This window comes from Achromobacter sp. RT286_PF (genome assembly GCF_059760425.1).
Genome location: NZ_JCBAMR010000004.1, coordinates 152,349 through 175,828, shown reverse-complemented (window position 1 = coordinate 175,828; position 23,480 = coordinate 152,349). Strand labels below are relative to the sequence as shown.

At 66.5% G+C, this 23,480-nt stretch carries 22 protein-coding genes; 7 read left to right on the top strand and 15 right to left on the bottom strand.

Annotation, left to right across the window (positions count from 1 at the left end):
• Positions 1 to 331: 331 nt before the first annotated feature.
• Genes AC6LJY_RS06000 through AC6LJY_RS05980 form a run of 5 tightly spaced genes read left to right on the top strand, consistent with a single transcriptional unit; the run spans position 332 to position 4,775 of the window.
• Positions 332 to 1,054 carry a metal ABC transporter ATP-binding protein gene (locus tag AC6LJY_RS06000; RefSeq protein ID WP_498135511.1) on the top strand — a complete coding sequence of 241 codons (723 nt, stop codon included), beginning with the start codon at positions 332 to 334 and terminating at the stop codon, positions 1,052 to 1,054.
• Complete coding sequence (locus AC6LJY_RS05995; RefSeq protein WP_498135477.1) at positions 1,051 to 1,917, top strand: metal ABC transporter permease; 867 nt, start codon at positions 1,051 to 1,053, stop codon at positions 1,915 to 1,917. The genes AC6LJY_RS06000 and AC6LJY_RS05995 overlap by 4 nt, the downstream gene beginning before the upstream one ends.
• A 19-nt stretch (positions 1,918 to 1,936) precedes the next feature.
• Positions 1,937 to 2,911 carry a metal ABC transporter substrate-binding protein gene (locus tag AC6LJY_RS05990; RefSeq protein WP_498135476.1) on the top strand — a complete coding sequence of 325 codons (975 nt, stop codon included), beginning with the start codon at positions 1,937 to 1,939 and terminating at the stop codon, positions 2,909 to 2,911.
• A gap of 50 nt (positions 2,912 to 2,961) precedes the next feature.
• A complete protein-coding gene (locus AC6LJY_RS05985; RefSeq protein WP_498135510.1) occupies positions 2,962 to 3,555 on the top strand; it encodes a DUF1007 family protein in 594 nt (197 codons plus the stop codon).
• Positions 3,546 to 4,775, top strand: coding sequence for a nickel/cobalt transporter (locus tag AC6LJY_RS05980; RefSeq protein WP_498135475.1), 1,230 nt, complete (start codon positions 3,546 to 3,548; stop codon positions 4,773 to 4,775). Before AC6LJY_RS05985 ends, AC6LJY_RS05980 begins: the two co-directional genes overlap by 10 nt.
• 11 nt (positions 4,776 to 4,786) lie before the next feature.
• Here the strand turns inward: AC6LJY_RS05980 and xerC are convergent, their stop codons facing one another.
• The 5 genes from xerC to AC6LJY_RS05955 form a co-directional block, all read right to left on the bottom strand.
• Entirely contained in the window at positions 4,787 to 5,722 is a 936-nt protein-coding gene (xerC, locus tag AC6LJY_RS05975) for a tyrosine recombinase XerC (RefSeq protein ID WP_046803134.1), read from the bottom strand.
• Positions 5,723 to 5,921: 199 nt separating this feature from the next.
• Complete coding sequence (locus AC6LJY_RS05970; RefSeq protein WP_046802990.1) at positions 5,922 to 6,599, bottom strand: DUF484 family protein; 678 nt, start codon at positions 6,597 to 6,599, stop codon at positions 5,922 to 5,924.
• Positions 6,600 to 6,603: 4 nt separating this feature from the next.
• On the bottom strand, positions 6,604 to 7,515 hold the full coding sequence (gene dapF, locus AC6LJY_RS05965; RefSeq protein WP_498135474.1) for a diaminopimelate epimerase: 912 nt from the start codon (positions 7,513 to 7,515) through the stop codon (positions 6,604 to 6,606).
• Positions 7,516 to 7,542: 27 nt separating this feature from the next.
• Complete coding sequence (locus tag AC6LJY_RS05960; protein WP_498135473.1) at positions 7,543 to 8,433, bottom strand: lysophospholipid acyltransferase family protein; 891 nt, start codon at positions 8,431 to 8,433, stop codon at positions 7,543 to 7,545.
• 39 nt (positions 8,434 to 8,472) lie between these two features.
• A complete protein-coding gene (locus AC6LJY_RS05955) occupies positions 8,473 to 9,333 on the bottom strand; it encodes a lysophospholipid acyltransferase family protein (protein WP_104142578.1) in 861 nt (286 codons plus the stop codon).
• A 275-nt stretch (positions 9,334 to 9,608) separates the two neighbouring features.
• Between AC6LJY_RS05955 and metK the strand changes: the two genes are divergently transcribed.
• Positions 9,609 to 10,772, top strand: a complete 1,164-nt coding sequence (gene metK / locus AC6LJY_RS05950; protein ID WP_046802994.1) for a methionine adenosyltransferase — start codon at positions 9,609 to 9,611, stop codon at positions 10,770 to 10,772.
• 245 nt (positions 10,773 to 11,017) lie between these two features.
• On the opposite strand, the gene AC6LJY_RS05945 is transcribed toward metK, so the two are convergent.
• Both AC6LJY_RS05945 and AC6LJY_RS05940 read right to left on the bottom strand, forming a co-directional pair.
• On the bottom strand, positions 11,018 to 12,448 hold the full coding sequence (locus AC6LJY_RS05945; protein WP_498135472.1) for an amidase: 1,431 nt from the start codon (positions 12,446 to 12,448) through the stop codon (positions 11,018 to 11,020).
• Positions 12,449 to 12,526: 78 nt separating this feature from the next.
• The gene (locus AC6LJY_RS05940) at positions 12,527 to 13,855 is read right to left on the bottom strand and encodes an MFS transporter (protein ID WP_046802996.1); all 1,329 of its coding nucleotides are present in this window, start codon (positions 13,853 to 13,855) and stop codon (positions 12,527 to 12,529) included.
• Between the two features lie 82 nt (positions 13,856 to 13,937).
• Between AC6LJY_RS05940 and AC6LJY_RS05935 the strand changes: the two genes are divergently transcribed.
• Complete coding sequence (locus tag AC6LJY_RS05935) at positions 13,938 to 14,951, top strand: Lrp/AsnC family transcriptional regulator (RefSeq protein ID WP_046802997.1); 1,014 nt, start codon at positions 13,938 to 13,940, stop codon at positions 14,949 to 14,951.
• A gap of 24 nt (positions 14,952 to 14,975) precedes the next feature.
• Here the strand turns inward: AC6LJY_RS05935 and AC6LJY_RS05930 are convergent, their stop codons facing one another.
• The 8 genes from AC6LJY_RS05930 to AC6LJY_RS05895 form a co-directional block, all read right to left on the bottom strand.
• The gene (locus AC6LJY_RS05930) at positions 14,976 to 15,767 is read right to left on the bottom strand and encodes an SDR family oxidoreductase (RefSeq protein ID WP_314355276.1); all 792 of its coding nucleotides are present in this window, start codon (positions 15,765 to 15,767) and stop codon (positions 14,976 to 14,978) included.
• Complete coding sequence (locus AC6LJY_RS05925) at positions 15,764 to 17,305, bottom strand: class I adenylate-forming enzyme family protein (protein WP_498135471.1); 1,542 nt, start codon at positions 17,303 to 17,305, stop codon at positions 15,764 to 15,766. Before AC6LJY_RS05925 ends, AC6LJY_RS05930 begins: the two co-directional genes overlap by 4 nt.
• Positions 17,306 to 17,328: 23 nt before the next feature.
• Complete coding sequence (locus AC6LJY_RS05920; RefSeq protein ID WP_314355278.1) at positions 17,329 to 18,216, bottom strand: ABC transporter permease subunit; 888 nt, start codon at positions 18,214 to 18,216, stop codon at positions 17,329 to 17,331.
• A 1-nt stretch (position 18,217) separates the two neighbouring features.
• A complete protein-coding gene (locus AC6LJY_RS05915) occupies positions 18,218 to 19,189 on the bottom strand; it encodes an ABC transporter permease (protein ID WP_498135470.1) in 972 nt (323 codons plus the stop codon).
• Between the two features lie 10 nt (positions 19,190 to 19,199).
• On the bottom strand, positions 19,200 to 20,846 hold the full coding sequence (locus AC6LJY_RS05910) for an ABC transporter substrate-binding protein (RefSeq protein WP_498135469.1): 1,647 nt from the start codon (positions 20,844 to 20,846) through the stop codon (positions 19,200 to 19,202).
• A gap of 27 nt (positions 20,847 to 20,873) precedes the next feature.
• A complete protein-coding gene (locus AC6LJY_RS05905) occupies positions 20,874 to 21,296 on the bottom strand; it encodes a PaaI family thioesterase (protein ID WP_046803002.1) in 423 nt (140 codons plus the stop codon).
• Complete coding sequence (locus tag AC6LJY_RS05900; protein ID WP_498135468.1) at positions 21,293 to 22,306, bottom strand: quinone oxidoreductase family protein; 1,014 nt, start codon at positions 22,304 to 22,306, stop codon at positions 21,293 to 21,295. The genes AC6LJY_RS05905 and AC6LJY_RS05900 overlap by 4 nt, the downstream gene beginning before the upstream one ends.
• Before the next feature lie 64 nt (positions 22,307 to 22,370).
• The gene (locus AC6LJY_RS05895; RefSeq protein ID WP_498135467.1) at positions 22,371 to 23,480 is read right to left on the bottom strand and encodes a M14 family metallopeptidase; all 1,110 of its coding nucleotides are present in this window, start codon (positions 23,478 to 23,480) and stop codon (positions 22,371 to 22,373) included.

Genomic DNA, 23,480 nt, shown 5'->3' with positions numbered 1-23,480 from the left:
CGCGCGAGATGCCTGGAAGGTAGCAGAAAAGTCGTATATGCGGGCAGCCCCGCCGGAATCAAGCAGATTTAGTTATGATATAACATTGTAAAAATCGCAGGCGCCGCATCTCGCGGCGTCTGGCTTTGATTTCGGCTTGTCCTTTTTGGTGTTTGCGCTTTCCCATGTCTCACTTCACGCTTCTGCCCGCACGGTCCGGCACCGCGCCGCGGCACGGCAAGCCTCCTCGCTCTGCATTTCTCGTATCCGCCTGGCGCCGCATGGCGGTCGCGTTGGTGGCCGCAACCTTGCTGTGGGTGTTGACGGGCTGGGCGCTGGATTGGTGGCCGCGATGAGCGTGGCGCCGGTCACGATCGAACTGTCCGGGGCGTCCTTCGGCTGGCACGGGCATCCCGCGCTGAAGGCCGTGTCGGGCCGCTTCGCCGCGGGCGGGATGACGGCGGTGGTCGGGCCCAACGGCGCCGGCAAGTCGACGCTGATCAAGGGAATCATGGGGGTGCTGCGTCCCATGACGGGCAGCGTGCGCATCAGCGGGGCCGGGCGTTCCGAACTGGCGTGGTTGCCGCAGGCGGCTGAACTGGACCGGGCGTTTCCCGTGACGGTGCTGGACCTGGTGGCCATGGGCGCCTGGCGCCGGGTCGGCGCGTGGCGGCGCTTTCCCGCCGACGAGCTTGATCGCTGCATGCACGCGCTGGAAACCGTCGGTCTGGCCGATGCGGCCGGGCGCGGCGTGGACACTTTGTCGGGGGGGCAGATGCAACGCACCTTGTTTGCGCGGATGCTGGTGCAGGATGCGCCCGTGCTGCTGCTGGACGAACCCTTCGCCGCTGTCGACAGCCATACCGCCGACGACCTGATGGCCCTGCTATGCGGGCTGCATGGCCAGGGCCGCACGGTTATCGCGGTGCTGCACGACCTGGACTTGGTGCGCGGCCACTTCCCGGAATCCTTGCTGCTGTCGGGCTCTGTGGTCTCTTGGGGCGACACCGCGACCGCGCTAAGCGACGCAAATCTGAAAATGGCGCGCCAGTGGCACGCGAGGGCCTACGAATGAGTCTGGCGCAATGGGTGTTTTCGCCCTTCATGGATTATGGATTCATGCGGCGCGCGCTGGCGGGGGCGTGTGCCTTGTCGCTGGGGGCCGCGCCTTTGGGCGTGTTCCTGGTGCTGCGGCGCATGAGCCTGATGGGCGACGCGATGTCGCACGCGATCCTGCCGGGGGTGGCGGCGGGCTTTCTGCTGTCCGGCCTGTCGCTGGGCGCCATGATGCTGGGCGGCATCGTCACCGGGCTGGCCGTTGCCTTGCTGGCGGGCCTGGTGGCGCGCCTGACTCCGCTGCGTGAAGACGCCAGCTTTGCCGCTTTCTATTTGATATCGCTGGGGCTGGGCGTACTGCTGGTGTCCCTGCGCGGCTCGAACATGGACTTGCTGCACGTGCTGTTCGGCACGGTGCTGGGCCTGGACGATGCCTCGCTGCTGCTGGTGACCATCACGGCCAGCGTGACCTTGCTGGTGCTGGCCGCCATCTACCGCCTGCTGGTAGCCGAATGCCTGGACCCCGGTTTCCTGCGGGCCAGTGGGGGCGGGGGCGGCTGGGTGCATATGGGGTTCCTGGTGCTGGTGGTGGTGAATCTGGTGGCGGGTTTCCAGGTGCTGGGCACCTTGATGGTCGTCGGCATCATGATGCTGCCCGCCGCCGCCGCGCGATTCTGGGTGCGCTCGGCCGCCCGGCAGATTCCGCTGGCAGCCGGCTTCGGCGTGCTGGCGTCCGTCAGCGGTTTGCTCGTGTCCTACCACTTCAACGTACCCGCCTCGCCGTCGATCATCCTGGCGGCGGGCGCCTGTTATCTGCTTTCCATCGTTGGCGGCCCGCAAGGCGGGCTGCTGCGGGCACCGCGCCGTACGCGCCAAGCCTGAGTTCACAAGGAGATTCGCCATGCGTTCCATTCTGCCGTCGCGCCGCCGCGCCCTGTTGACTGTCGCGGGCCTGTGCCTGTCGGCTGTCCTTGGCGCAGCGCACGCCGCGGAACCGCTTAAGGCCGTGGCCAGCTTTTCCATCCTGGGCGATATCGTTCGCGAAGTAGGGGGCGACGATGTCAGCTTGACTACATTGGTGGGGCCTGACGGCGATGCGCACGAATATGAACCCACGCCGGGCGACGCAAAAAAGCTGTCCGCCGCGCAGGTGCTGTTTGTGAACGGGCTGGATTTCGAGACCTGGCTGCCGAAGTTGACGAAGGCGTCGGGCTTTGCCGGCAAGACGGTCGTGGCCTCACAGGGCGTCACGCCGCGCAAGTTCGCGCAGGTGGGCGGCGACCATAAGCACGCTGAACACGAACACGAACACGACCACGGCGATGGCGATGGCCATCATCATCATGGCGACGCCGATCCGCATGCATGGCAAAGCCTGGCCAACGGCGTGATCTATGCGCGCAACGTGGCCGACGGCCTGGCCGCCGCCGACCCCGCCCGTGCCGACGCCTATCGTCAGCGCGCCGCCGCCTATATCGCCCGCCTGCAAGCGCTGGACGCCTCGGCCAAGAAGACGTTTGCCGCCATTGCCGCCGACCGCCGCAAGGTGGTGACGTCGCACGACGCGTTCGGGTATTTTGGCGACGCCTACGGGGTGTCGTTCATCCCCGCGATGGGGGTGTCGACGGACGCCGAACCGTCGGCCGGCGAAGTGGCCCGCATCATCGAACAGGTCAAGCGCGACAAGGTCCCCGCGGTGTTCGTCGAGAACATCTCCAGCCCCAAACTTGTGCAGCAGATTGCGCGGGAAACGGGCGCCAAGGTGGGTGGTACGCTTTATTCCGACGCCCTGTCCAAGCCTGGACAGCCCGGCGCGACCTATATGGAAATGTTTGAATGGAACGTACGTCAGCTTGCCGCGGCCTTGCAGCCCTGACCGCCGCGACGGCCATGCTGGTGGCCGGCTCCGCCAGCGCGCATCCGCACATGTGGATCGATGCGCGGGCGGTGGTCGACATCGACGCGCAGCAGCGCGTCACCGCCGTGCGCCAGGTATGGCTGTTTGACGAAATGTTCGGCGCTTACGCCACGCAGGGCATGGCCAAGGGCAAGGGCGGCGCCTTGCCCGCCGCCACCTTGAAGGGCATGGCCGATGACTGGATGAAGTCCTTGGGCGAACCGATCTCGCACTACTTCACTCGCGTCACGGTGGGCGGGCAGACCGCTACGTTCGCGGCGCCGCGCGATGCGCGTGTTGACTGGAACCCGAAGACGACGCGCCTGACGCTGTCGTTCACCTTGCCGCTGGCGAGCCCGATGCCCATCGGCCCTGAGGGCGCGCAAGTGGACATTTACGACCCTACCTATTTCGTCGCTTACGCGTTCGACGAGAAAGGCGCGGTGTCGCTGGCCGGCCCGAAGGCGTCGGCCTGCACATCCGACTATCGCAAGCCCAAGGAACTGGATTGGAAGACCATGCAGCAATTGGCCGCAATCCCGGCCGATCCGGAGGCACTGCCGGACGAACTTTTTGCCATCACCAAAGGGCTGACGCACCGCATCGAGGTGCAATGCCCTTAGCGTTGTCCCGTGGCGGTGCTGTGCTGGGGTTCGCGATATTGCTGCTGCTTGGCGGCATGGGCGCGGCCGCGGCGCAGGGCGCGCATCCGTTTGGCGTGCCGGAAAGCGGCACGGGCATGGGCGGCCCCGGCTGGCTGGCCAGTTTTTTCGGTCAGGTGTCGATCTGGCAAAGCCATTTCTACCGTCAACTGACGGGCGCGGTGCGCGCCTGGCAGGCCGATGGCGGCGCGGCCTGGACGTTGATCGGCCTGTCGTTTGCCTACGGCGTGTTCCACGCGCTGGGCCCCGGCCACGGCAAAGCCGTGATTTCTTCGTACGTGCTGGCCAATCGGCAGACGGCGCGCAACGGCGCGCTGCTGGCGCTGGCGTCCGCATTGATCCAGGCGCTGGTGGCGATTGTGTTGGTCGCGGTGTTGGCGCTGGTGTTCAACGCCACCGCCGCCACGATGAACCAGGCGACGCGTTCGCTTGAGCTGGCGTCGTATGCGCTGGTGACGTTGCTGGGCGCATGGCTGGTCTGGGTCAAGGCGATTCGGCCGCTGCTGCCAGGCAGGCGCCAAGGGGCGGTGGCAGGAACGGTTTCGGCCACCGCGTCCACGCACGCTGTGCCAATGGCGGGTGCCGGATTGACGACGGGTGCATCGCCGCCGAGGGGCGCTCCGCCGGAGGGCGCACCGCCAAAGGGCGCACCGCCAAAGGGCGCCTCGCCAAAGGGCGCCCCGCCAAAGGGCGCCTCGCGAAAGGGCGCTGCGGCGTTGAATGCGATCCCGGTATATGCGTCCGCTGCGTCAGTGACGGTGGGGTTGCCGCATCAACATCACCATCATCATCACGACGACTGCGGTTGCGGACATGCGCATGTGCCCGCGCCTGAGCAGGTGGCGGGCAACTTGAGCTGGCGTCGCGCCGCATCCGCCATTCTGGCCGTGGGCTTGCGACCGTGCAGCGGTGCGTTGATCGTGCTGGTGTTCGCGTTGTCGCAAGGCTTTTTTATGGCCGGCGTGGCGTCGGCGCTGGCCATGGGCGCCGGCACCGGTTTGACGGTGGCGGCGTTGGCCTGCCTGGCGGTTGCCGCCGGCGGCGCGGCCACGCGCGTCGGCCAGCGCTTGTCCAGCAAGGGCGCGGCGCGATTGCGCTACAGCGTAGAGGCACTGGCCGCGATGGCGGTGATGTTGTTGGGTGTCATGCTGCTGGGCGGCATGTTGGCGGGCGGCGGGTAAGCCCCGCCCGTTCAGGATTTGCGGCCCGCGCGCGGATGCGCCTGGTCGTAGGCCTTGGCCAGATGCTGGAAATCCAGGCGGGTATAGACCTGCGTGGTCGAGATATTGGCGTGGCCCAGCATTTCCTGCACGGCCCGCAGGTCTTGCGCCGACTGCAGCACATGGCTGGCGAAACTGTGGCGCAGCACGTGCGGATGCACATGCGTGGGCAGGCCCGCTGTTTGGGCGATCTGCGCCAGTTGCAGTTGCACGACGCGTGGAGAAATGCGCTTGCCGCGCGCGCCCAGGAACAAGGCGCAGGCGTCCTGAGTAAGCGGATGGGGGGGCGACAGCTGCGGGCGCACGGCAATCCATTTCTGCAAGGCGGCAATCGCTGCCTGCCCCACCGGCACCGAGCGGCGCTTGCCGCCTTTGCCCAGCACTTCGACCTCGGCTTCTTCCAGCTTCAACCAGCCGGCGGATTCGTAATCGGGGGTGCGCGTGTAGCGCAAGTCCAACCCAACCAGCTCTGACAAGCGCAGCCCGCTGGAATACAGCAGTTCAAGCATCGCTTGGTCGCGCAGCGCGACGGGCTCGTTGGCCACTTTGGCGGGCGCGCGGTCTAGCAGGGCTTGGGTTTGTTCTACGGACAAGGCTTTGGGCAGCCCACGCGGCGCTTTGGGCGCGCGTACCCCAGCCACGGGGTTCCCGGCCAGGTCGACGGCGGGGGCCCACCATTGGTAGAAGCCGCGCCAGGCGGCCAGCGTGCGCGCCAGGCTGCGTGGCCCGCGGCCCTGGGCATGCAGGCGTGCGACAAATTGGCGGATATGGCCGTTGGCGATCTTGTCCAGCGGCAGGCCGGCGCGGTCGGCCAGTTGGTGCAGAAAGTGCAGCTCACGCTGATAGCCGCTCAGCGTGTGCACGGAATAGCGGCGGTTGGTTTCCAGATGGCGCAACCACGCGCGCATCGGTTCGGGCAGCGCCTGGTCGCCGGCGTCGGGCTGCGAGGGGCCGGCGGTTGCCCTTGCTCCGTCGGGCAAAGGCACGGTGCCGACGGTGGACCGTTTGCTGTCGGACGCGGGCGCAGCATCGACGCCGTCCTGGGCACTGCCGGGCGGGGGCGCGTTGTGCGAGTTCTGGTCCATGTCCGCCCGCCGTCGCGTTGCGCTAGGCCTTGGGCGAGGCCGGGTTCAAGCGATGCAACGCGGCCGATGCCAGTTGGCCGACGGATTCCAGAAATGCCGTGCCCATCTCGGGCGTAAAGCGTTCCGGGTCGTCGGAGCCCAGCACCAACAGGCCCACGGCCGGGCCGTCGGCTTCCAGGCGCAAGGGCACCAGGGCCAGCGACTTGGGCTTGCTGTCCAGCCAGCCCACCGCTTCGAAATCGGTGTCGGTGCCGCAGTACGGCGTCTTCAGGCTGTCGGTGAACGTGCGCACATCTTGCGAGACGGGCTCGCCATAACCGGTGGGCGCCAACTCGGACAAATCCCACAGGCGCAGGGCCACATGGTTCAGGTCGAATTGTTCGGCCAGGCCCAGCGCGATTTCGCCGGGCACGCGCTGCGCGTCGTTTTCAGACAGCAGGCGGCTGCACCACTTGGCCACATGCGTGCCGATGCTTTCGTTGGCGGTGGCGTTGCGCACCAGTTCGTTCAAGCGCCATTCCAGTTCGCGGTTGCGTTCGCGCAGGGTCAGGATCTGGCGTTCGCCCAGCGAGATGGCGCGCGAGCCATGCGGGTGCGGCACCTGCATGGTGGCGAACACGTCGGCGTGTTCGTCAAAGAAGCCGGGGTGGTCTTGCAGGAAGGCGGCGATGTCTTGGGCGGTGAAAGCGGTATCAGTCATAGGGTCAGCGGTTCAGCGCCATGGAGAAGACGAGCTTGTCGATGTCGACTTGCCCCGTGAACACGGATTCGGCCGGGCCGGTCATGCGCAGTTGGTCGCCATTCCAGGCCACGGTCAGTACGCCGCCGCGCGTTTGCACGCGCACCGGCGATTCCAGCAGGCCACGGCGGATGCCGGCTGCCACGGCGGCGCAGGCGCCCGTGCCGCAGGCCAGCGTTTCGCCCGCGCCGCGCTCGAAAACGCGCAGGCGGACGTTGTGGCGGTCCATGACTTGCAGGAAGCCCGCATTCACGCGGCGGGCAAAGCGCGGGTGGGTTTCGATCAGCGGGCCTTGAACGGAAACGGGCGCGGTGTCCACGTTATCCACCACCTGAACCGCGTGCGGGTTCGAGATGGCCACGGCCGACAGCCACACTTTGTTGGGCACGCCAGCGGGGGCGTCCAGTTCAAGTTCCCAGAGGGTGTCTTCGCCTTCGCGCGCTGAAGGCAGGCCGGCGGTGTCGAATGGCAGGGCCTCGGGTTCGAACCGGGTGCTGCCCATATCTACCGTGACTTGTTCGTCGTCGCCTTCGTCCAGCACCAGGATGCCGGTGGCGATTTCCGCGCGCAGCGGATTACGGTCGGACAGCCCTTGTTCGTGCACGAAGCGCACAAAACAGCGCGCGCCGTTGCCGCAGTGTTCGACTTCGCTGCCGTCGGAATTGAAAATGCGATAGCGGAAATCCGCATCGGGGCGGGTAGCCCGTTCGACCAGCAGGATCTGGTCGGCGCCGATGCCGAAGTGCCGATCGCCCAGCGCTCGGGCACGCTCGGGCGTCATTTCGATGGTCTGGCGGACCCCGTCGAGCACGACAAAGTCGTTGCCCGCGCCATGCATTTTGGTGAAGTTCCAGTTCATCGGGCGATTATCGCCCATTATTCGGGCGCGGACAGCCGGCCGAGATCAATAGAGCTTGGCTTCGCCGGGCGGACGGGTCTTGAAGCGGCGGTGGACCCAGTAGTACTGGCTGGGGCAGCGGCGCACCCAGGTTTCCAGCTCTCGGTTCAGCCGGGCGGTGGCCTCTTCCAGGGACGCGTCGCCGGGAAAGTCCGCCAGGGCGGGCAGCACGTCCACATGGTAGCGGCCGGTGCCGGGGTTCCAGAAGCCCACGATGGGCAGCACCGCCGCGTTCCATTTCTGGGCCAGTTGCGCGGTGGCCAGCAGCGTGGCGGCCTGCACGCCGAAGAACGGCACGAACACCGACCCTTGGCGGCCGAAATCCATGTCGGGCAGGTAGTAGACGGGACGCGGGGCGCGCAGGTGGCGGATCAGGTCGCGCACGCCGTCCTTGCGGCTGACCAGGAAAACCTCGTTGAAGCGCGCGCGTCCGGCGGCCACGACCGCGTCGATGTGCGGATCGCTTTGCGGGGTGTACATGGTGGCAGCGCTGGGCACTTCCATGGTCAGGCGGGTGGCGGCGGCATCCAGCGCGATGAAGTGCGGCGCCAGCAATATCACCGAACGGCCTTGCGCGATCAGTTCGTTGATGCGCTCGGCCCCGCTTTGCGTGACCATGTCCTTGATGGCCTGGGGCGTGCCGTACCACAGCACGCCGCGATCAACGATGGATTGCGCCAGCGCCCGGAAGTGTTCCGCCACCCATTGCTCGCGCACCGACTCGGGCTGATCGGGAAAGCACAATTCCAGATTGCGCCGCACGATGCGCGCCCGGGATTTAGCCAGCCTGGGCGCCAGCCAACCCAGCACGGCGCCGATGCGCAAGCGCGTCGACGGCTGGATGCGGCCGAACCATTTCAACAGGGAAACCAGCGTACGCGTCTTTGAATCTTTCATCGTGTCGGGAGTGGACCGGGCGGCGGAAACCAGAAAACGTCAGCGAGCCGACGGGGCGGCGTCGGGCGCCGGGGGCGCGCCGCGCGGGGTCTTGTAGCGGTTGTAGCTCCAGAGGTATTGCTGGGGGCAGCGCCGGATCAGGGTTTCCATCGCGGCGTTGATCAGCGCCGCCTGCGCGGTGGGATCGGCCGGCAGCGGCTCGGGCACGCGCACATAGTGGATGCGCCAGCCCCGGCCGTGGGGCAGGCGTTCGCCCGCCGTCAGGATGATGGGGACGTTGGTCTGCGTGGCCAGTTTGCTGGGCAGCGTCATTGTGTAGGCCAGGCGCCCGAAGAACGGCGCCCACACCCCATCGCCCACGCTGGGCGCCTGGTCAGGCAGCATGCCCACCGATTCACCGCGCCGCAGCGCCCGCACGAATTCCCGCACGCCCTGCATGGTGGCCGGCACCGCATTGACGGCGGAGCTGTTGCGCGCGGTCTCCAGCAGCGGGGCCAGCACGTCTTTGCGCGGGGGGCGGAACATCACCGTCATGGGCATCTGGCGGGCCAGATAGCGGGCGGTGATTTCGAAGCAGCCCAGGTGCGGGGTCAGGAACAAGATGCCGCGCCCCTCGGCGCGCGCCGTGTCCACCACGGCGTTGTCGTCGGAAACCACCTGCGCCAGGCTTTGCTCGTTCTTGAACCACACGCGGGGGTTCTCAAGAATCATGGCGCCGGTTTCGGCGGCGGCACGGCGCGCGAAGGCCGCGCCGGGGTAGCCGGCCTGGGCGGCATTGGCCTGAAGGCGGCGCCGATACTTGCCGGGCCAGGCGTACACGGCCAGCCCCGCGGCGCGCCCAAGGGCGTGCGCAACCGGTAGCGGCAAGGCGGCAAAGAGTCGGAACAGGGCGAGCAGCATTCGGCAAATAGGAAAGGTCGGGCAGGGTTATGCCGGTATTCGGGAATATGTTTACACCCCCGCCGCGAGCATAAGAACGGCATTTTCGCTTAAAATCCGCTCAGTCGCCGAGTTAACCGACAACTTGCGGGGCGACGGCAAGGGTGCAGCGCATGGCGCGCCCTTTGCCAAATCCGCTAAAGCGTCGCGCCCAGATAGCGTATTTCATGCGGTCCGGGGTGCAACGCGCCTCATGAACCTATACGCCGGCAACGCCGGACACCAAGGACGCATCTGTGGCCAATAACGATTTTCTCTTCACTTCCGAATCCGTCTCCGAAGGGCATCCCGACAAGGTTGCCGACCAGATTTCCGATTCGATCCTGGACGCCATCTTCACGCAAGACCCGAACGCGCGTGTCGCAGCCGAAACGCTGTGCAACACCGGCCTGGTCGTGCTGGCCGGTGAAATCACCACCACCGCCAACGTGGATTACATCCAGGTCGCCCGGGACACCATCCGCCGCATCGGCTACGACAACACCGAATACGGTATCGACTACAAGGGTTGCGCCGTGCTGGTTGCTTACGACAAGCAATCGCCGGACATCGCCCAGGGCGTGGACCGCAGCTCGGAAGACTATCTGAACCAGGGCGCGGGCGACCAGGGCCTGATGTTCGGCTATGCCTGCGATGAAACGCCCGACTTGATGCCGGCCCCGATCTGGTACGCGCACCGCCTGGTGCAGCGCCAGAGCGAACTGCGCAAGGACGGCCGCCTGCCGTGGCTGCGCCCGGACGCCAAGTCCCAGGTCACGTTCCGCTATATCGACGGCCGCCCGGCTGAAGTCGATACCGTGGTGCTGTCGACCCAGCACGCGCCGGAAGTCACGCAAGAAACCATCCGCGAAGCGGTGATCGAAGACATCATCAAGCCCAGCTTTCCCGAAGGCCTGATCACGCCGCAAACCAAGTTCCTGGTCAACCCGACCGGCCGCTTCGTCATCGGCGGCCCGCAAGGCGATTGCGGCCTGACCGGCCGCAAGATCATCGTCGACACCTACGGCGGCGCATGCCCGCACGGTGGTGGCGCGTTCTCGGGCAAGGATCCGTCCAAGGTCGACCGTTCGGCCGCCTACGCCGCGCGGTACGTGGCCAAGAACATCGTGGCCGCCGGCCTGGCGCGCCAGTGCCAGGTGCAGGTCAGCTACGCCATCGGCGTGGCCGAACCGATCAACATCACCGTCTACACCGAAGGCACGGGCGTCATCCCCGACGACCAGATCGCCAAGCTGGTGCGCGAACACTTCGACTTGCGTCCGAAGGGCATCGTCAACATGCTGGACCTGCTGCGCCCGATCTACGCGAAGACCGCCGCGTACGGCCACTTCGGCCGTTCCGAGCCGGAATTCTCGTGGGAGGCCACGGACAAGGTCCAGGAACTGAAGAAGGCGCTGTAAGCGACGGCAGTCGGGGCGGTTTCTGTCGGCCGGCTTCTGTCGGTCGGCTCCAGTCTGCTGGCTTCTATTGCGGGCCTGTTAGCTGCAGCCTCCTTTCACCTTCGTTCAGCCACCCGGCTTTCAACGCCCGGGTCCTGAACAAAAAATGCCCCCACCGGACTCCGGCGGGGGCATTTTTTTGCATTGCTGCGTTGCTGCGTTGCTTGCGTTGCTGCGTCGCGACGTTACGCGCGCGCCCCGTGATCCTACAGCCCCCACGCCGACAGGTCCGGCGTGCGCCGCGTCGGCGACAGCACCGGCTCCAGCACCGCCGCGCAGTCCAGCAGGGCGGCATCGCCACCGGCGGGGGCCAGCAGCTGCACGGCCATCGGCATGCCTTCAGAGTCCGCACCCGCCGGCAGCGCGATGGCTGCCGCGCCCAGGAAGTTGGCGGGGCGCAGCAGCTTGCCCAAGCCCACGTGGCGTACGTCTTCGGCGTCCAGCGCTTGCGCCGCCTGATCACACGCGGGCATCAACAGCCCGTCCAGCCCCTGCATGGCGGCGGCGAAGGCGGCCATGTCGGCCTGGCGCCGGGTCAGCGCGGCTTCGTAGTCCGCCCGCGCAATGCGGCCGCCCGCTGCGATGCGCGCCCGCACCACGTCCCACAACGGCGCGGCGGGGTTTTCGGCCAACGCGCCGTAATAGGCATAGGCCTCGTACGCCAGCACCAGCGAGTTGTCATCGGCCATGCGCGCAAAGGACAGCGACGCGGGCGGATGCCAGGCGGTGGGCGCAATGCCCGCTTGCGCCAGTCGCTCTTGGGCCCGATGCCACGCATCCAGGCCGGCGTCCGACAGCGGCGTGGGCCACGCTTGCGGGGCCAGCACGGCAACGGCGGGGGGCCGGCGCGGCGCGGGGTGGCGCAGCGCGGTCACGCAGGACGCGGGCAACGCCAAGGTGGCGGCGTCGTCCACGTCCGGCCCGGCCAGCAATTGCGTCAACAGGCGCGCGTCCGCCACGTTGCGGGCGAGCGGCCCCAGCACGTCCAGCGTGTCCGACAGGGGCAGGCAGCCCGCGCGGCTGATCAGGCCGGAAGAGGGCTTGAAGCCCACCACGCCGTTCATCGCAGCCGGCGCGCGTACCGAACCGCCGGTGTCCCCGCCCAGCGCAATGGCCGTCAGCCCCGCCGCCATGGCCACGCCCGCGCCGCTGGACGAACCGCCCGGCGCGCGCGCAACCTTCGCGTCCCACGGGTTGCGCGCCGTGCCTTGGGTGGGGTTCTGCCCCGACAGCCCGAACGCGAATTCCGTCATGCGCGTCTTGCCCAGAATCACCATGCCCTCGGCCGCCAGCCTGCGCACCGCCGTCGACGTGTCGCCGCTGATCACGCCGCGCCGCGCTTCGGATCCGCCCGTGGTCGGTATGCCTTGCCACTGCACGCTGTCTTTGACGGCCACCGGCACGCCGTGCAAGGGCCCCAGCAGCAGGCCGGCGTCCCGCAGGCGGTCGGCGGCGTCGGCCTGCGCCAACGCGCGTTCGGCGGTGACTTCGCTAAACGCGGCCAGCGGGGCGGCGCGTTCGATGCGGTCCAGGAAATGCGTGGTGACCTGGCGGGCGCTCAGCTCGCCTTCACGGATGGCGCGCGCCAGCTCGCGGGCGTCTCGAAAATGCAGGTCGGTGTGGTCTTGTGCGGGCATGAGTCTCTTCAAAAAGGAAAAGCTCTCCGGTCCTGTCCGGACCGGAAAGCCATTGCGTTTGCAGGGCGCGCGTTGCGGCTATTTCAGCGTCTGGCCCTTTGTTTCAGGCATGCGGATGAAGGTGATCAACGTGATCACGGCGCCAGCCAGCACGTAATAGAAGAACCAGCGCTCCATGCCACGGCTTTGCAACCAGGTCAGCAGGTAAGGCGTGGTGCCGCCCAGCAGCGCCACCACCAGGTTGTACGGCGTGCCGATACCGACGGCGCGCACGCTGGTGGGAAATTGTTCCGACATGATGGCAGGCGCAATCGCCGTGTACATGGCGTACAGCACCAGGCCGAACAGTTCCACCGCCAGGATCGAGCCAAACGACGGGCCCAGCGTCGTCATCAGCGGGTAGAAGAACACCAGGTAGCCGGCCGCAAAGAAGATCAACTGCGGCTTGCGGCCGATGCGGTCGGACAAAATGCCGAACAGCGGCTGCACCAGCATGAACACGATCAAGGCCACGGTATTGGCGGCGAACGCGGTCTTGGGGTCCGCGCCCACCTGGCGGATGGCATACGTGGGCACATAGGCCACGAAGATGTAGAACGCAAACGTGGTCAGCACCGAGAAGCCCACGATGCGCAGCACTTCACGCGGATGGTCGCGCAGCAGCGTGCGTAGCGGCTGCTTTTCGATGCCGGTCTTCTTGGCGTGCGAAAACGCCTCCGTTTCCGGTACCGAACGGCGGATCCACATGCCGGCCAGCCCACCGAAGGCGCCGATCAGGAACGGAATGCGCCAGCCCCACGAGGCCATGTCGGCCTTGGTCAGCGTGGACGTCAGGATCCAGCCCACGGCGGACGCGGCCAGGATGCCCACGGCGGCGCTGAAAAACACGAAGCTGGAATAGAAACCGCGCTTTTCAGGCGGCGCCATTTCAGCCAGAAAGGTCGTGGCCGAGGCATACTCTCCGCCCAGCGACAAACCCTGCAAGAGGCGCGCGGCGGTCAGCAGCAGCGGGGCAGCCAGGCCGATGGTGGCGTAGGTGGGGGTGATGGCGATGATGAGCGATCCGCCCGCCATCATCAAAATAGTCAGGCCCAGCGCGGCTTTGCGGCCGTAGCGGTCGGAAAAGATGCCCAGCACCCAGCCGCCCACCGGTCGCATGAAAAACCCCACCGCGAAGATGCCGAAGGTGGCAAGCAGCGCGGTGGTTTCATTGCCTTCTGGAAAGAACTGGCCCGAAAAAAAGATGGCGAACGACGCGTAGATGGTCCAATCGAACCATTCGACCGCATTGCCTACACTACCGGCCAGGATGGTGCGTGACCGGGATATGGGCGCGGCGGCAAGCGCGGCGGCGGGCGCGGCGCTTGCCCCTTGCTTGCTGCGCAAGGTCGCGGATGGGCTGCTCATGACGTCCTCAACATAAGAATTTATTTTTAGTCAAAAAGACCGTTTAATTTTGTGTTTTTATCAATGCTCGAACGTTAGATTAATGAATATGGTCACGTCAAGTAAGGGTAAGCCCCTAATGCCAGCGCTGGACGACACCGATCTGGCCTGCCTGATCGCGTTGCAGGCAGACCCCCGCGCATCCTGGCGCGAGCTGGGCGCGGCCACCGGCATCGCCGAACGCACCGTGGCGCGTCGCATCCGCCGCCTGATGGACGCCGATGCGCTGCGCGTCATTGCCGAACCCGACCCGTTGGCCATGGGGCAAGGCGTGGTGTTGCACGCGTGGGTGCGCTGCCGGTCCGGCCGCGTGCCTGAGGTGGCCGAACAGTTGGCGAGGTTGGACATCAGCCAGCTGGTCGTCACGCTGGCCGGCACCGCCGATCTGATGGCCGAACTGACCCTGGCCGATGCGGCCGACATGCCCGACGTGGTCACCCGCGTGCTGCCGTCTATCGACGGCGTCGAACATGTGGAAGCGCGGCTGGTGCTGCGGCCATTTCGTCGTGCCGGGCAATGGCGCATCCAGGCGCAACCGGACGCCGTGCCGGACGCGCCGCAGGCCCAGCCGCCCGCCGCGTTAAGCGATGCAGAGTCGCGCATGGTGGCCCATCTGATGCGCGACGGCCGCGCCAGCCTGGCCGAACTGGCCGAGCAGGCCGGCGTCAGCGAACCCACCGCGCAGCGCCTGCTTTCCCACCTGGTCGAGCGCCGGGCACTGAGCTTTCGCGTTGAGGTGGAGCCCGCGTTGGTGGGCTTTCCGGTTGAGGCGGTGATCTCGGTGCAGGTGCGGCCGCAAGCCGTCGACGCTATGGCGGCGCATCTGGCGCTGGACCCGCACACCCGCTGCCTGTTCGGCACCAGCGGGGCGTCGCAGTTGTTCTGGCACGTGCTGTGCCGCGACAGCCTGCATCTGTGGGAAGTAACCACACGCCGCCTGGGCGAACTGGACGGCGTGCTAAACAGCGAAGTCGGCGTGGTGATGCGGGCGCACAAGCGTTGCGGCATCGTGCGCGCGGGGGCGCGCCTGGCCAGCAACGGCGACGGCGGGGATTGATGCAGCGCGTCGCGCTCGCCAGATTTACAGCCGCTGCCCGCCGGTGGCGTCGATGCGTTGGCCAGTGATCCAGCGCCCTTGATCCGACGCCAGGAAAGCAACGATGTCGGCGATATCCTCGGGTTGACCCACGCGGCCCAGCGCTACGCTCTTGGCGATGACGCGGCTAAGCTCCGGGTCGCGTGCACGTGGGTTCAAGTCCGTGCTGGTGGCGCCGGGCAAAACCGCGTTCACCGTAATGCCGCGCTCGCCCAACTGCTGGGCCAGCAGCAGGCTCAACGCTTCAAGCCCCGCCTTGGCAGGCGCATAGACGCTCATTTCCGGGTAGGCAGCCCGCGTGCCCATCGACGAAATATTGATGATGCGGCCGTTGCCGCGCAGGAACGGCAGGGTCTGCTGGATCAAAAAAAAGGGCGACTTCAGATTCACTTGCAGCACGCGGTCGAAGTCTTGCGGCGTGACATCTGCAAGCAGCGCGCGCAGCCCCACGCCCGCATTGTTCACCAGAATGTCCAGCCCATCCACGCCATTGCGTTCCAGCAAAGTGCGGCGCAGCTCGCGCGCCAGCGTGGCGGCCCCGTCCGCCTGGGACAGATCGGCTTGCAGCGTCCACGCGTGGCCGCCTTCGCGCTGGATCAGGCCGGCGACTTCAATCGCAGCGTCGCCCGCGGCGTTGTAGTGGACGGCAACATGCGCACCGCGCTTGCCCAGCGCCAACGCAATGGCGCGGCCAATGCCACGGCTGGCGCCCGTGACCAACGCTGTCTTGCCGACAAGACTGTCCGGGGTTTGGTTCTGGCTCTGGTTCTGGCTCATGCGGCCTCCGTTTCGTAGCTTGTCCATGCCTGATGCGCTTCCAGCTGGCGCGCCTGCAACAGCAAGGCGTTGCGATCCACCTTGTTGGTGCCGGCCCACGGCAATTCGCTGACGAATCGGATGCGGCGCGGGTGTTGATAGGCGGGCCCATTGGCCAGGGCATGTTGCTTCAGGCCGTCGGCATCCAACGCGCTGCCGTCGCGGCGCACGACAAAGGCGACCGGGATCTGGCCGCGTTCTTCGTCGGCCAGCGGCACCACGCAGCTTTGGCGCACATCGGGATGCAACTCAAGCAGCTTTTCCACTTCAACGGGATAGATGTTCTCGCCGCCGCATACGAACATGTCGTCCGCGCGCCCGACAAAATAATAGAAGCCGTCCGCGTCGCGGCGCATGACGTCGCCGCTGTAATACCAACCGTCTTGCAGCACCTGCGCACTTTTTTCAGGCAGGTTGTGATAGCCGGACAACACGGCCGGGTTGTTCATCAGCAGCACGCCCTCATCGGCGCTCGGGCCGTCCGCCAATCGCACTTGCGACGGGTCCAGGGGGTGCCCCACCGATAGCGGCGGCGTGGGCAGGCCGGCGGGATGCGGGCCGAATACGGCGGGTCCGGCTTCCGTGGTGCCGTAGCCGTGCGTGATGGTGGCCTGCGGCAACGCTTCTTGTATGCGCTGATAAAGCGCGACGGTCATGGGCGCGGAACCCAGCATGACGCGCCCCAGGGCCGACAAGTCGCGGTCACGCAGCAAGCCGGGCTCTTTGACCAGCCGCGCGAACATCGTCGGCACGGCTGTCAGCACGGTGATGCGATAGCGTTCCAGCGCGTCGGCATAGGCGCTGACGTCGAACGCGGGCTGGATCACCAGCAGGCTGTTGCTGGCGAACGCGCGCTTGGCCATGAAGAGCCCATTCATGTGAAACAGGGGTTGTGCCAGAAGATAGCGCTCTTGACGCTCGCGTCGGGGCGCGGCGCCCGAGGTGGCGGCAAGCGCCCATAACTGCCCCGCGTGCGTCAGCGGCACGCCCTTGGGCTTGCCGGTGGAACCGGACGTGTAAAGCATCTGCGCCACGTCTTCGGAAGCGGGCGTGACGCTGGCAAAGTGCGCGGGCTGAATCTGCGCGGCAAAGCCCTCTGGCCCCGCGTCGTCGAAGTCCAGTACGGGCACGGTGTTCTCGAACGATGCGCGGCGTGCGGTATCGACGAACGCCAGCGCGATGTCCGCGTCACGGATGACGTAATCGATGTTCTCTTGCGTCTGCTTGATGTTGATCGGCACGGCCACGAAGCCGGCGCGCATGATTCCGAAATACGCAATCAGATATTCGGCGCGGTTCAACGCCGCGATGGCAATGCGCGAACCCGCCGGCAGCCCGCGTGCCGTCAGCCATGCGGCCACGCCGCAGGCGCGTTCGCGTATCTGCCCGTGCGAGTAATGGACGGGGGCATCGGGGATGCGCAGGTCTACGATGGCGGGCAGATCGGCGGGCACGCTCGGGGCCGTCAGGTCGCCCAGATTGTTCAGGGTATGCGTCATGAAAATGTTCCGGCGGTGGGGGCTTACTGCTTATGCAGCTTGGGGTTAAGCGCGTCGTTCAGGCCGTCGCCAACCAGGTTCAGCGACAGCACGGCAAGCATGATGGCCACGCCCGGCACGGCGCAGATGTACCAGGAAGATCGGATCAGGCTGCGGCCTTCGCCGACCAGCCGGCCCCAGCTTGCAATGTTGGGATCGCCCAGCCCCAGGAACGACACGACGGATTCATACAGAATGGCGCCCGCCACAACCAGCGACGACATGACGATGACGGGGGGCAGCGCGTTGGGCAGGATCTCGCCGGCCACGATGCGCAAGGGGTTCATGCCGACAGCGCGGCACGCCTGCACGAATTCCCGCTCTTTGAATGACAGGAATTCGGCGCGCGTCAGCCGGGCAATGGGCGGCCAGGACACCAGCCCGACGGCCAGCGTGATGGCTTCGATATGCGGTCCCAGAATCGATACCACCGTCAGCACGAAAACCACGTTCGGAATGATCTGGAACAGCTCGGTGACGCGCATCAGGGCTTCGTCGACCCAGCCGCCGAACCAGGCGGCCGCCGCGCCGATGCTCACGCCGATCAGCGTGGCGGCGGCGGCCGCGACCAGACCGATCAACAGCGTGGCGCGCGCGCCGTGCGCGATCAGGGCGGCAATGTCGCGTCCCATCGAATCCGTGCCCAGGGGGTAACGCCAGGATTCAAAAGGCCAGATCTCCGGCGCAGCCACAATACGCAGCGGATTGGTCGGATACAGCCAGCCCGCGCCGGCCGCCAGCAGCGCCACCAGCAGCAGGACGATCGCGCCGGCCACCGCGCCGCGATTGCGCATGAATCGGGCCGCGAACGATGCGGGCGGGGGCGCAAGCCGGGTAGCGGGCACGGCGGAAAATGCAGGGGATGTGCACATATCAGGCAGCCTTGATGCGCGGGTCCATCCGCGTGTAAAGCAGGTCGACGATGATGTTGGCAACCACCACCACGAAGGAACTGAGCACCAGAATGCCCAGCACCACCGGGTAGTTGCGGCTCATGACGCTGTCGAACAGCACGCCGCCGATGCCCGGCCAACTGAATACAGCTTCGACCACGATGCTGCCGCCCAGCACCGCACCCAGTTGCAGGCCCAGCAGCGTAACGATGGGCAGCATCGCGTTGCGCAGAATGTGTCGAAGCACCACGGCCGTACGCGTCAGGCCCTTGGCATGGGCGGTGCGCACGTAGTCCATGCGGCTGACTTCCAGCATCGATGCCCGCATCACGCGCGCATACGCCGCCGAATAGAACAGGCCCAGCGCAATGGCCGGCAACGCCAGGTGGTGCAGCACATCGAGCGCCTGCGTCCACCATCCGCCATCCAAGCCTATGGTGACCATGCCGCCCACGGGAAACCAGCCCAGCTTCACGGAAAACAGAATGATCAACATGATGCCCAGCCAGAAACTGGGCGCGGCAAAGCACAGCACGGCAAACGCCGAGACCGCACTGTCCCACCACGTGTTGACCTTGATGGCGGACACGATGCCCGCCGCCATGCCCACCAGCACGGCGATGGCGATGCTGGCCACCATCAGCACCAGCGTGGCCGGCAGGTGCGCCAGGATCACATCAAGCACTGGCAAGTTATGCCGGTACGAGTAGCCGAAGTCCAGGCTGGCAACCGATCCGATGTATTTCAGCAATTGCACCGTCGGCGGCTGGTCCAGTCCGTACGTCACGCGCAGCCGCTCGATCAGCGCCGGGTCGGTGACCTGCTGCTCGGCCGTCATCACGTCCAGAAACGTGCCGGGCACGGATTGGATCAGGGCGAAGTTAAGCACCACCACGCCCAGCAGCAGCGGTACGGCCTGGAGCAGGCGGCGCAAGATCAGACGCACGGGCATGGCGGGCCTCTTACGCTTGCAGCCAGACGTCTGCCAGGGTTTCGCCCTGGACGTTGGCGCCGGTGGTGAAGTTGCGTACGTTCTTGCCGGCCAGCGTGAAAGACTGGATTTCAACCAGCGGCACAAGCGGCACGTCGGTCGAGGCCAGGCGCGCGAATTGCGCGGCCAGCGCCTTGCGGGCCTCGGGCGCGGTCTCGACCGCCAGCTTGGCCACCACGGCGTCCATCTCGGGGTTCGAATAACCCGTGGCGTTGCGGAAGGCGGCGCCTTTCACGATGCCGTCGGTGGTGAAGAACTGCGTCACGGTCGGCACCAATTCCAGCGGCGACGTGAAGTTGGCCACCGCGATGTCGTAGTCGTAATCGCCATAAATGCGCTTGAGCGCCGTGGCGCGGTCCACCGAATCCAGCTTCACGGCGATACCCACGTCTTCAAGCGCCTGCTTCAGGTACTGGCCCAGCTTGGCATTCTCTTCAAACCACGCGGCTGCCACCAGGTTCACGGTGAAGCGCTTGCCGTCCTTGACGGGCAGGCCCGCCGCGTCCAGCAAGGCGGCGGCCTTCTTCGGATCGAAGGGGTAGCGCGGCACGTCCTCGGTGTAGAACAGCGGGTTGCTGCTGAAGACGGGGGCGATGGCGGGCTTGCCTCGGCCGTAGTAGATCGTGTCGACGATGAACTGGCGGTCGATGGCATGAAGAATGGCCTGGCGGACGTCGCGTCGGTTGACAATGTCGCGGCGCTGATTGAATTCCACCGTGACGGTCCACGCGGTGTTCTGGTAGCCCCGCGTGTCCACCACGACCTTGCCGGTTTTGACCAGGCGGTCGATGTCGCGCGCCGGCACCGGGTTGGAATAGGCCAGGCCCAGCTCGCCTGTTTCCAACGCCGCGCCGCGCGAGGCCGGGTCGGACCACCAGCGGATGATCAGCTTGTCCAGATTCGGTTCTCCCGGCTTCCAATACTGGTCGTTGCGCAGGTATTCCACGTGACTGCCGCGCACCCATTTGCCGTATTTCCATGGGCCCGTGCCAATGGGCGTGTTGTTCAGCGGATTGGTGATCAGGTCCTTGCCATCATACAAATGCTTGGGAACCAGCAACTGATACTGGCCGGACAACGTGGACTTCAAAAAGAACTCCGGCACCGGTGCGTTGAACGTCAGCACAACCGTGTGCGCGTCCGGGGCAGTGGCGTCCGTCAACGACTTCAGCGCGATGCCGGCGGAAATCGGCTTCCAGTGCTGCAACACGTTGTAGACCACGTCGGCGGAGGTGAAGGGCGTGCCGTCATGCCAGGTGACCCCTTCGCGCAGCTTGATGGTGTAGCTGCGAAAGTCCGCCGCCGGGGTCACGCTTAGCGCCAACGCCGGTTGGAATTTCAAGTCGGCATCCAGCTTGAGCAGCCGTTCCAGAATCTTGGTGGACGTCTGAAAAGGGCTGGATCCGCCGCCGCCGGGCACGAACAACGCTTGCGGCTCCAGGCCGCCCCAGCTCGCGACCAGCGTGCCACCCTTGCGCGGCGGGCCGGCGTCCGTACCCGCTTGGGCGGTGGCGGCGAGCAGCGTGCGCGGCACCGCGCCCAGCGCGCTGGCGGCCAGGCCGCTTGCGGCGGTTCGGGTCAGGAAGGCGCGCCTTCCGAGGCGCGGGGCTTGAGTCATGATGGGCATCCTTATGGTGTTGCGCTATCAGCCTTGGCTGAGCGTGGCGTAGGTAGCGCGGCCGATGGCGACAAGCGCGCCCTGATCGTTGTAGAGGTCCACATCCGCCACGCCGACGCTGCGACCATTGCGGCGCACGCGCGCCACGGCGGTCAGCCCGGTGTTGATGGCGGGCCGCAGGTAGTCGACGCGAAAGTTGATGGTGGGCAGGCCACGGCCCAGCAGCATGCCGACGGCAAAATCGCCCACCGTGTCGATCACGGCGGCCAACGGCCCGCCATGCCATTGGCCGCTGGCGGCACCCCGTTCGAACTCCGGCCGCATCGGCGCCAGCACGGTCAGTTCGCCGCGCTCGTGATCCACGGCGCTGACAGACAGGCCCAGCCATGCGATGAAGGGCGAATCGTCGAATTTGGCCTGTATCTGGCTGGCGTTCAGCACCGCGCTCATGAAGTCACCAGCACTTTGCCGACGATCTTGCGATCTTCCAGCGATGCCAATGCCTGAGCGCCTTGCGCCAGCGGCCAGGTACGGTCCACCTGCACGTGCAGCCTGCCGCTGCGCACCAGCTCCAGCAGCTCATGCAGGTCGTCGCGGTCCCAGCCGTTCGAGCCGCGTATCTGAAGTTCGAACGTCCAGATGTATCGCAGGTCTTCCTTGGGGTCGAACCCCGCCGTGGCGCCGCAGGTCAGCAGGCGGCCGCCCAGGCGCAGGCAGCGCAACGATTTCACCCACGTGTCGCCACCGGTGAAATTCACCACGACATCCACGCCGCCCGACTTGGCGCCGCGACGGCGGGCAGGGCGGCCAAAGCGTTCCTGCACAGCCTTCAGGAAGTCATCCTCGGTGTACAGGATGATGTGGTCGGCGCCCAGCGCGCGCAGCGCCTCGCCTTTTTCCGGCGTGCCCGCGCAGGCAATGACTTCGGCGCCGGCCAGCTTGGCCAGTTGCACCGCACATACGCCCACCCCGCCGCTGGCACCCAGGATCAGCACTTTTTCGCCGGCCTGGATCTGGCCGATGCGGTTCATCATGCGCAGCGCGGTGCCATAGGCCACCGGCAACGCCGCGGCCTGTTCGAAGCTGACCTCGTCGGGCAGCCGAATCAACTGGTGCGCGGGTACGCGGCAAAGCTCGGCCAGACCGCCATGGATGGTCTCGCCCACCAGCCCGCCGTCCACACGGTCGATTGGGTCCACCAGCACGCGGTCGCCGGCTTTCCAGTCGTGGACGTTTTGGCCGGTCTGCACGACCTCGCCGGCCACGTCCAGGCCGATGATCACGGGAAAGGGCAACTTGATGCCGGGCATGCCACGGCGCGTGAATACGTCGTGGTAGTTCAACGATGACGCACGCACACGAATGACGACGTCATCCGGCCCGGCGACGGGGTCAGGGAATTCGGTTTCCAGGCGGAGCTTGTCGTTGCCGCCGTGTTCACGCAATACGATTGCTTTCATGAATGCTTGAGGGAAAAAGGAATAGGAAAAAATAGGAAGAAATAGGAACAAATAGGACGCGGGCTTACCAGGACGCCACGCCGGCAATCGCCTGGCGGGTGATGGCAAGGCCATGGGCAAGGGCGCTGCGCCGCCACACGCTGGATACCGGCACGAAGGCGTCGATCAGGTCGGCGCGCAACTGCTTGTCGCGCGCGGCGTCGGGTGCCTGCGGGGCCTTGAAACGCAGCCACTGGTCCAGCCTGAGCGCGGCCCGCATCTGCAAGCCACGCGTGCCGAACTCCACGACGGCGCCTGCCAGGGGGCGGCTGCCCAACGCCTGCTGCACGCCGCGAAACACCAGGCCCTGGTAGTCGGGTCGCGCCAGGCCATGCGGGCGCTGGTCGCGCACGCGTTCGGCGCCCCACCATTGGGCGGCCTGCGCCTGTTCTGCGCTGCCTTCGTCGTTGAAGCACAGGAAGAACGGTTCCCCGTATTCACCGATGCCGGTGTGCCAGTCGATAAACGACACGCGTTGGCTGGCGGCCAGATGTTCGTCGACGATGCGGCGCAAGATGCGGTTGGACCATTCGGGGCCGCTGCCGCCGTAGACCAGGCCGTCCGGATGGGTGTACTGGCCGCTGGCCGTTGTGTTGAACAGCACGTCGGCGCCGTGGGTCGTGCCAAATTTTTCGACCTCGCGCGCGCCGGCCGCCAGGCTGGATTCCGTCCAGGCGGCCGGGATCAGGTGCGGATGCAGCGTGGCGTAGTGCGGGTTGGCCGGCGTGGGGCCCGTATGGTCAATGAAGTTGCGATTCAGGTCGACGTTGTTTTCAGTCGTGCGCGAGTCATATGCGTAGCCGTACGGGTTCAACGCGTGCACCAGCACGACGTTGACGTCGTCCGGCAAGGGCGTGCCGCCATCGGCGCGCAGCCAGCCGATCTGCACGGCGGAGCCCGCCGCGCCTTCCAGCCCGTGCGTGCCGCTGATCGCCAGATGCGTGCGGGGCGCGTCGATGCGGCCCAGCACGGCCACATCCACGCTCAGCGCGCGGCCGTGTGGGTCTTTCAACGTGGGATGTTCATGGCGGGACAGCACCGCGCCACGCGCTTGGGCTATCGCCACAAAGGCGTCGCGCGCCGCCGCGTAGTCGGTGCTGAAGCAGTCCCAATAATCGGGCAGGACGTCGCTCAT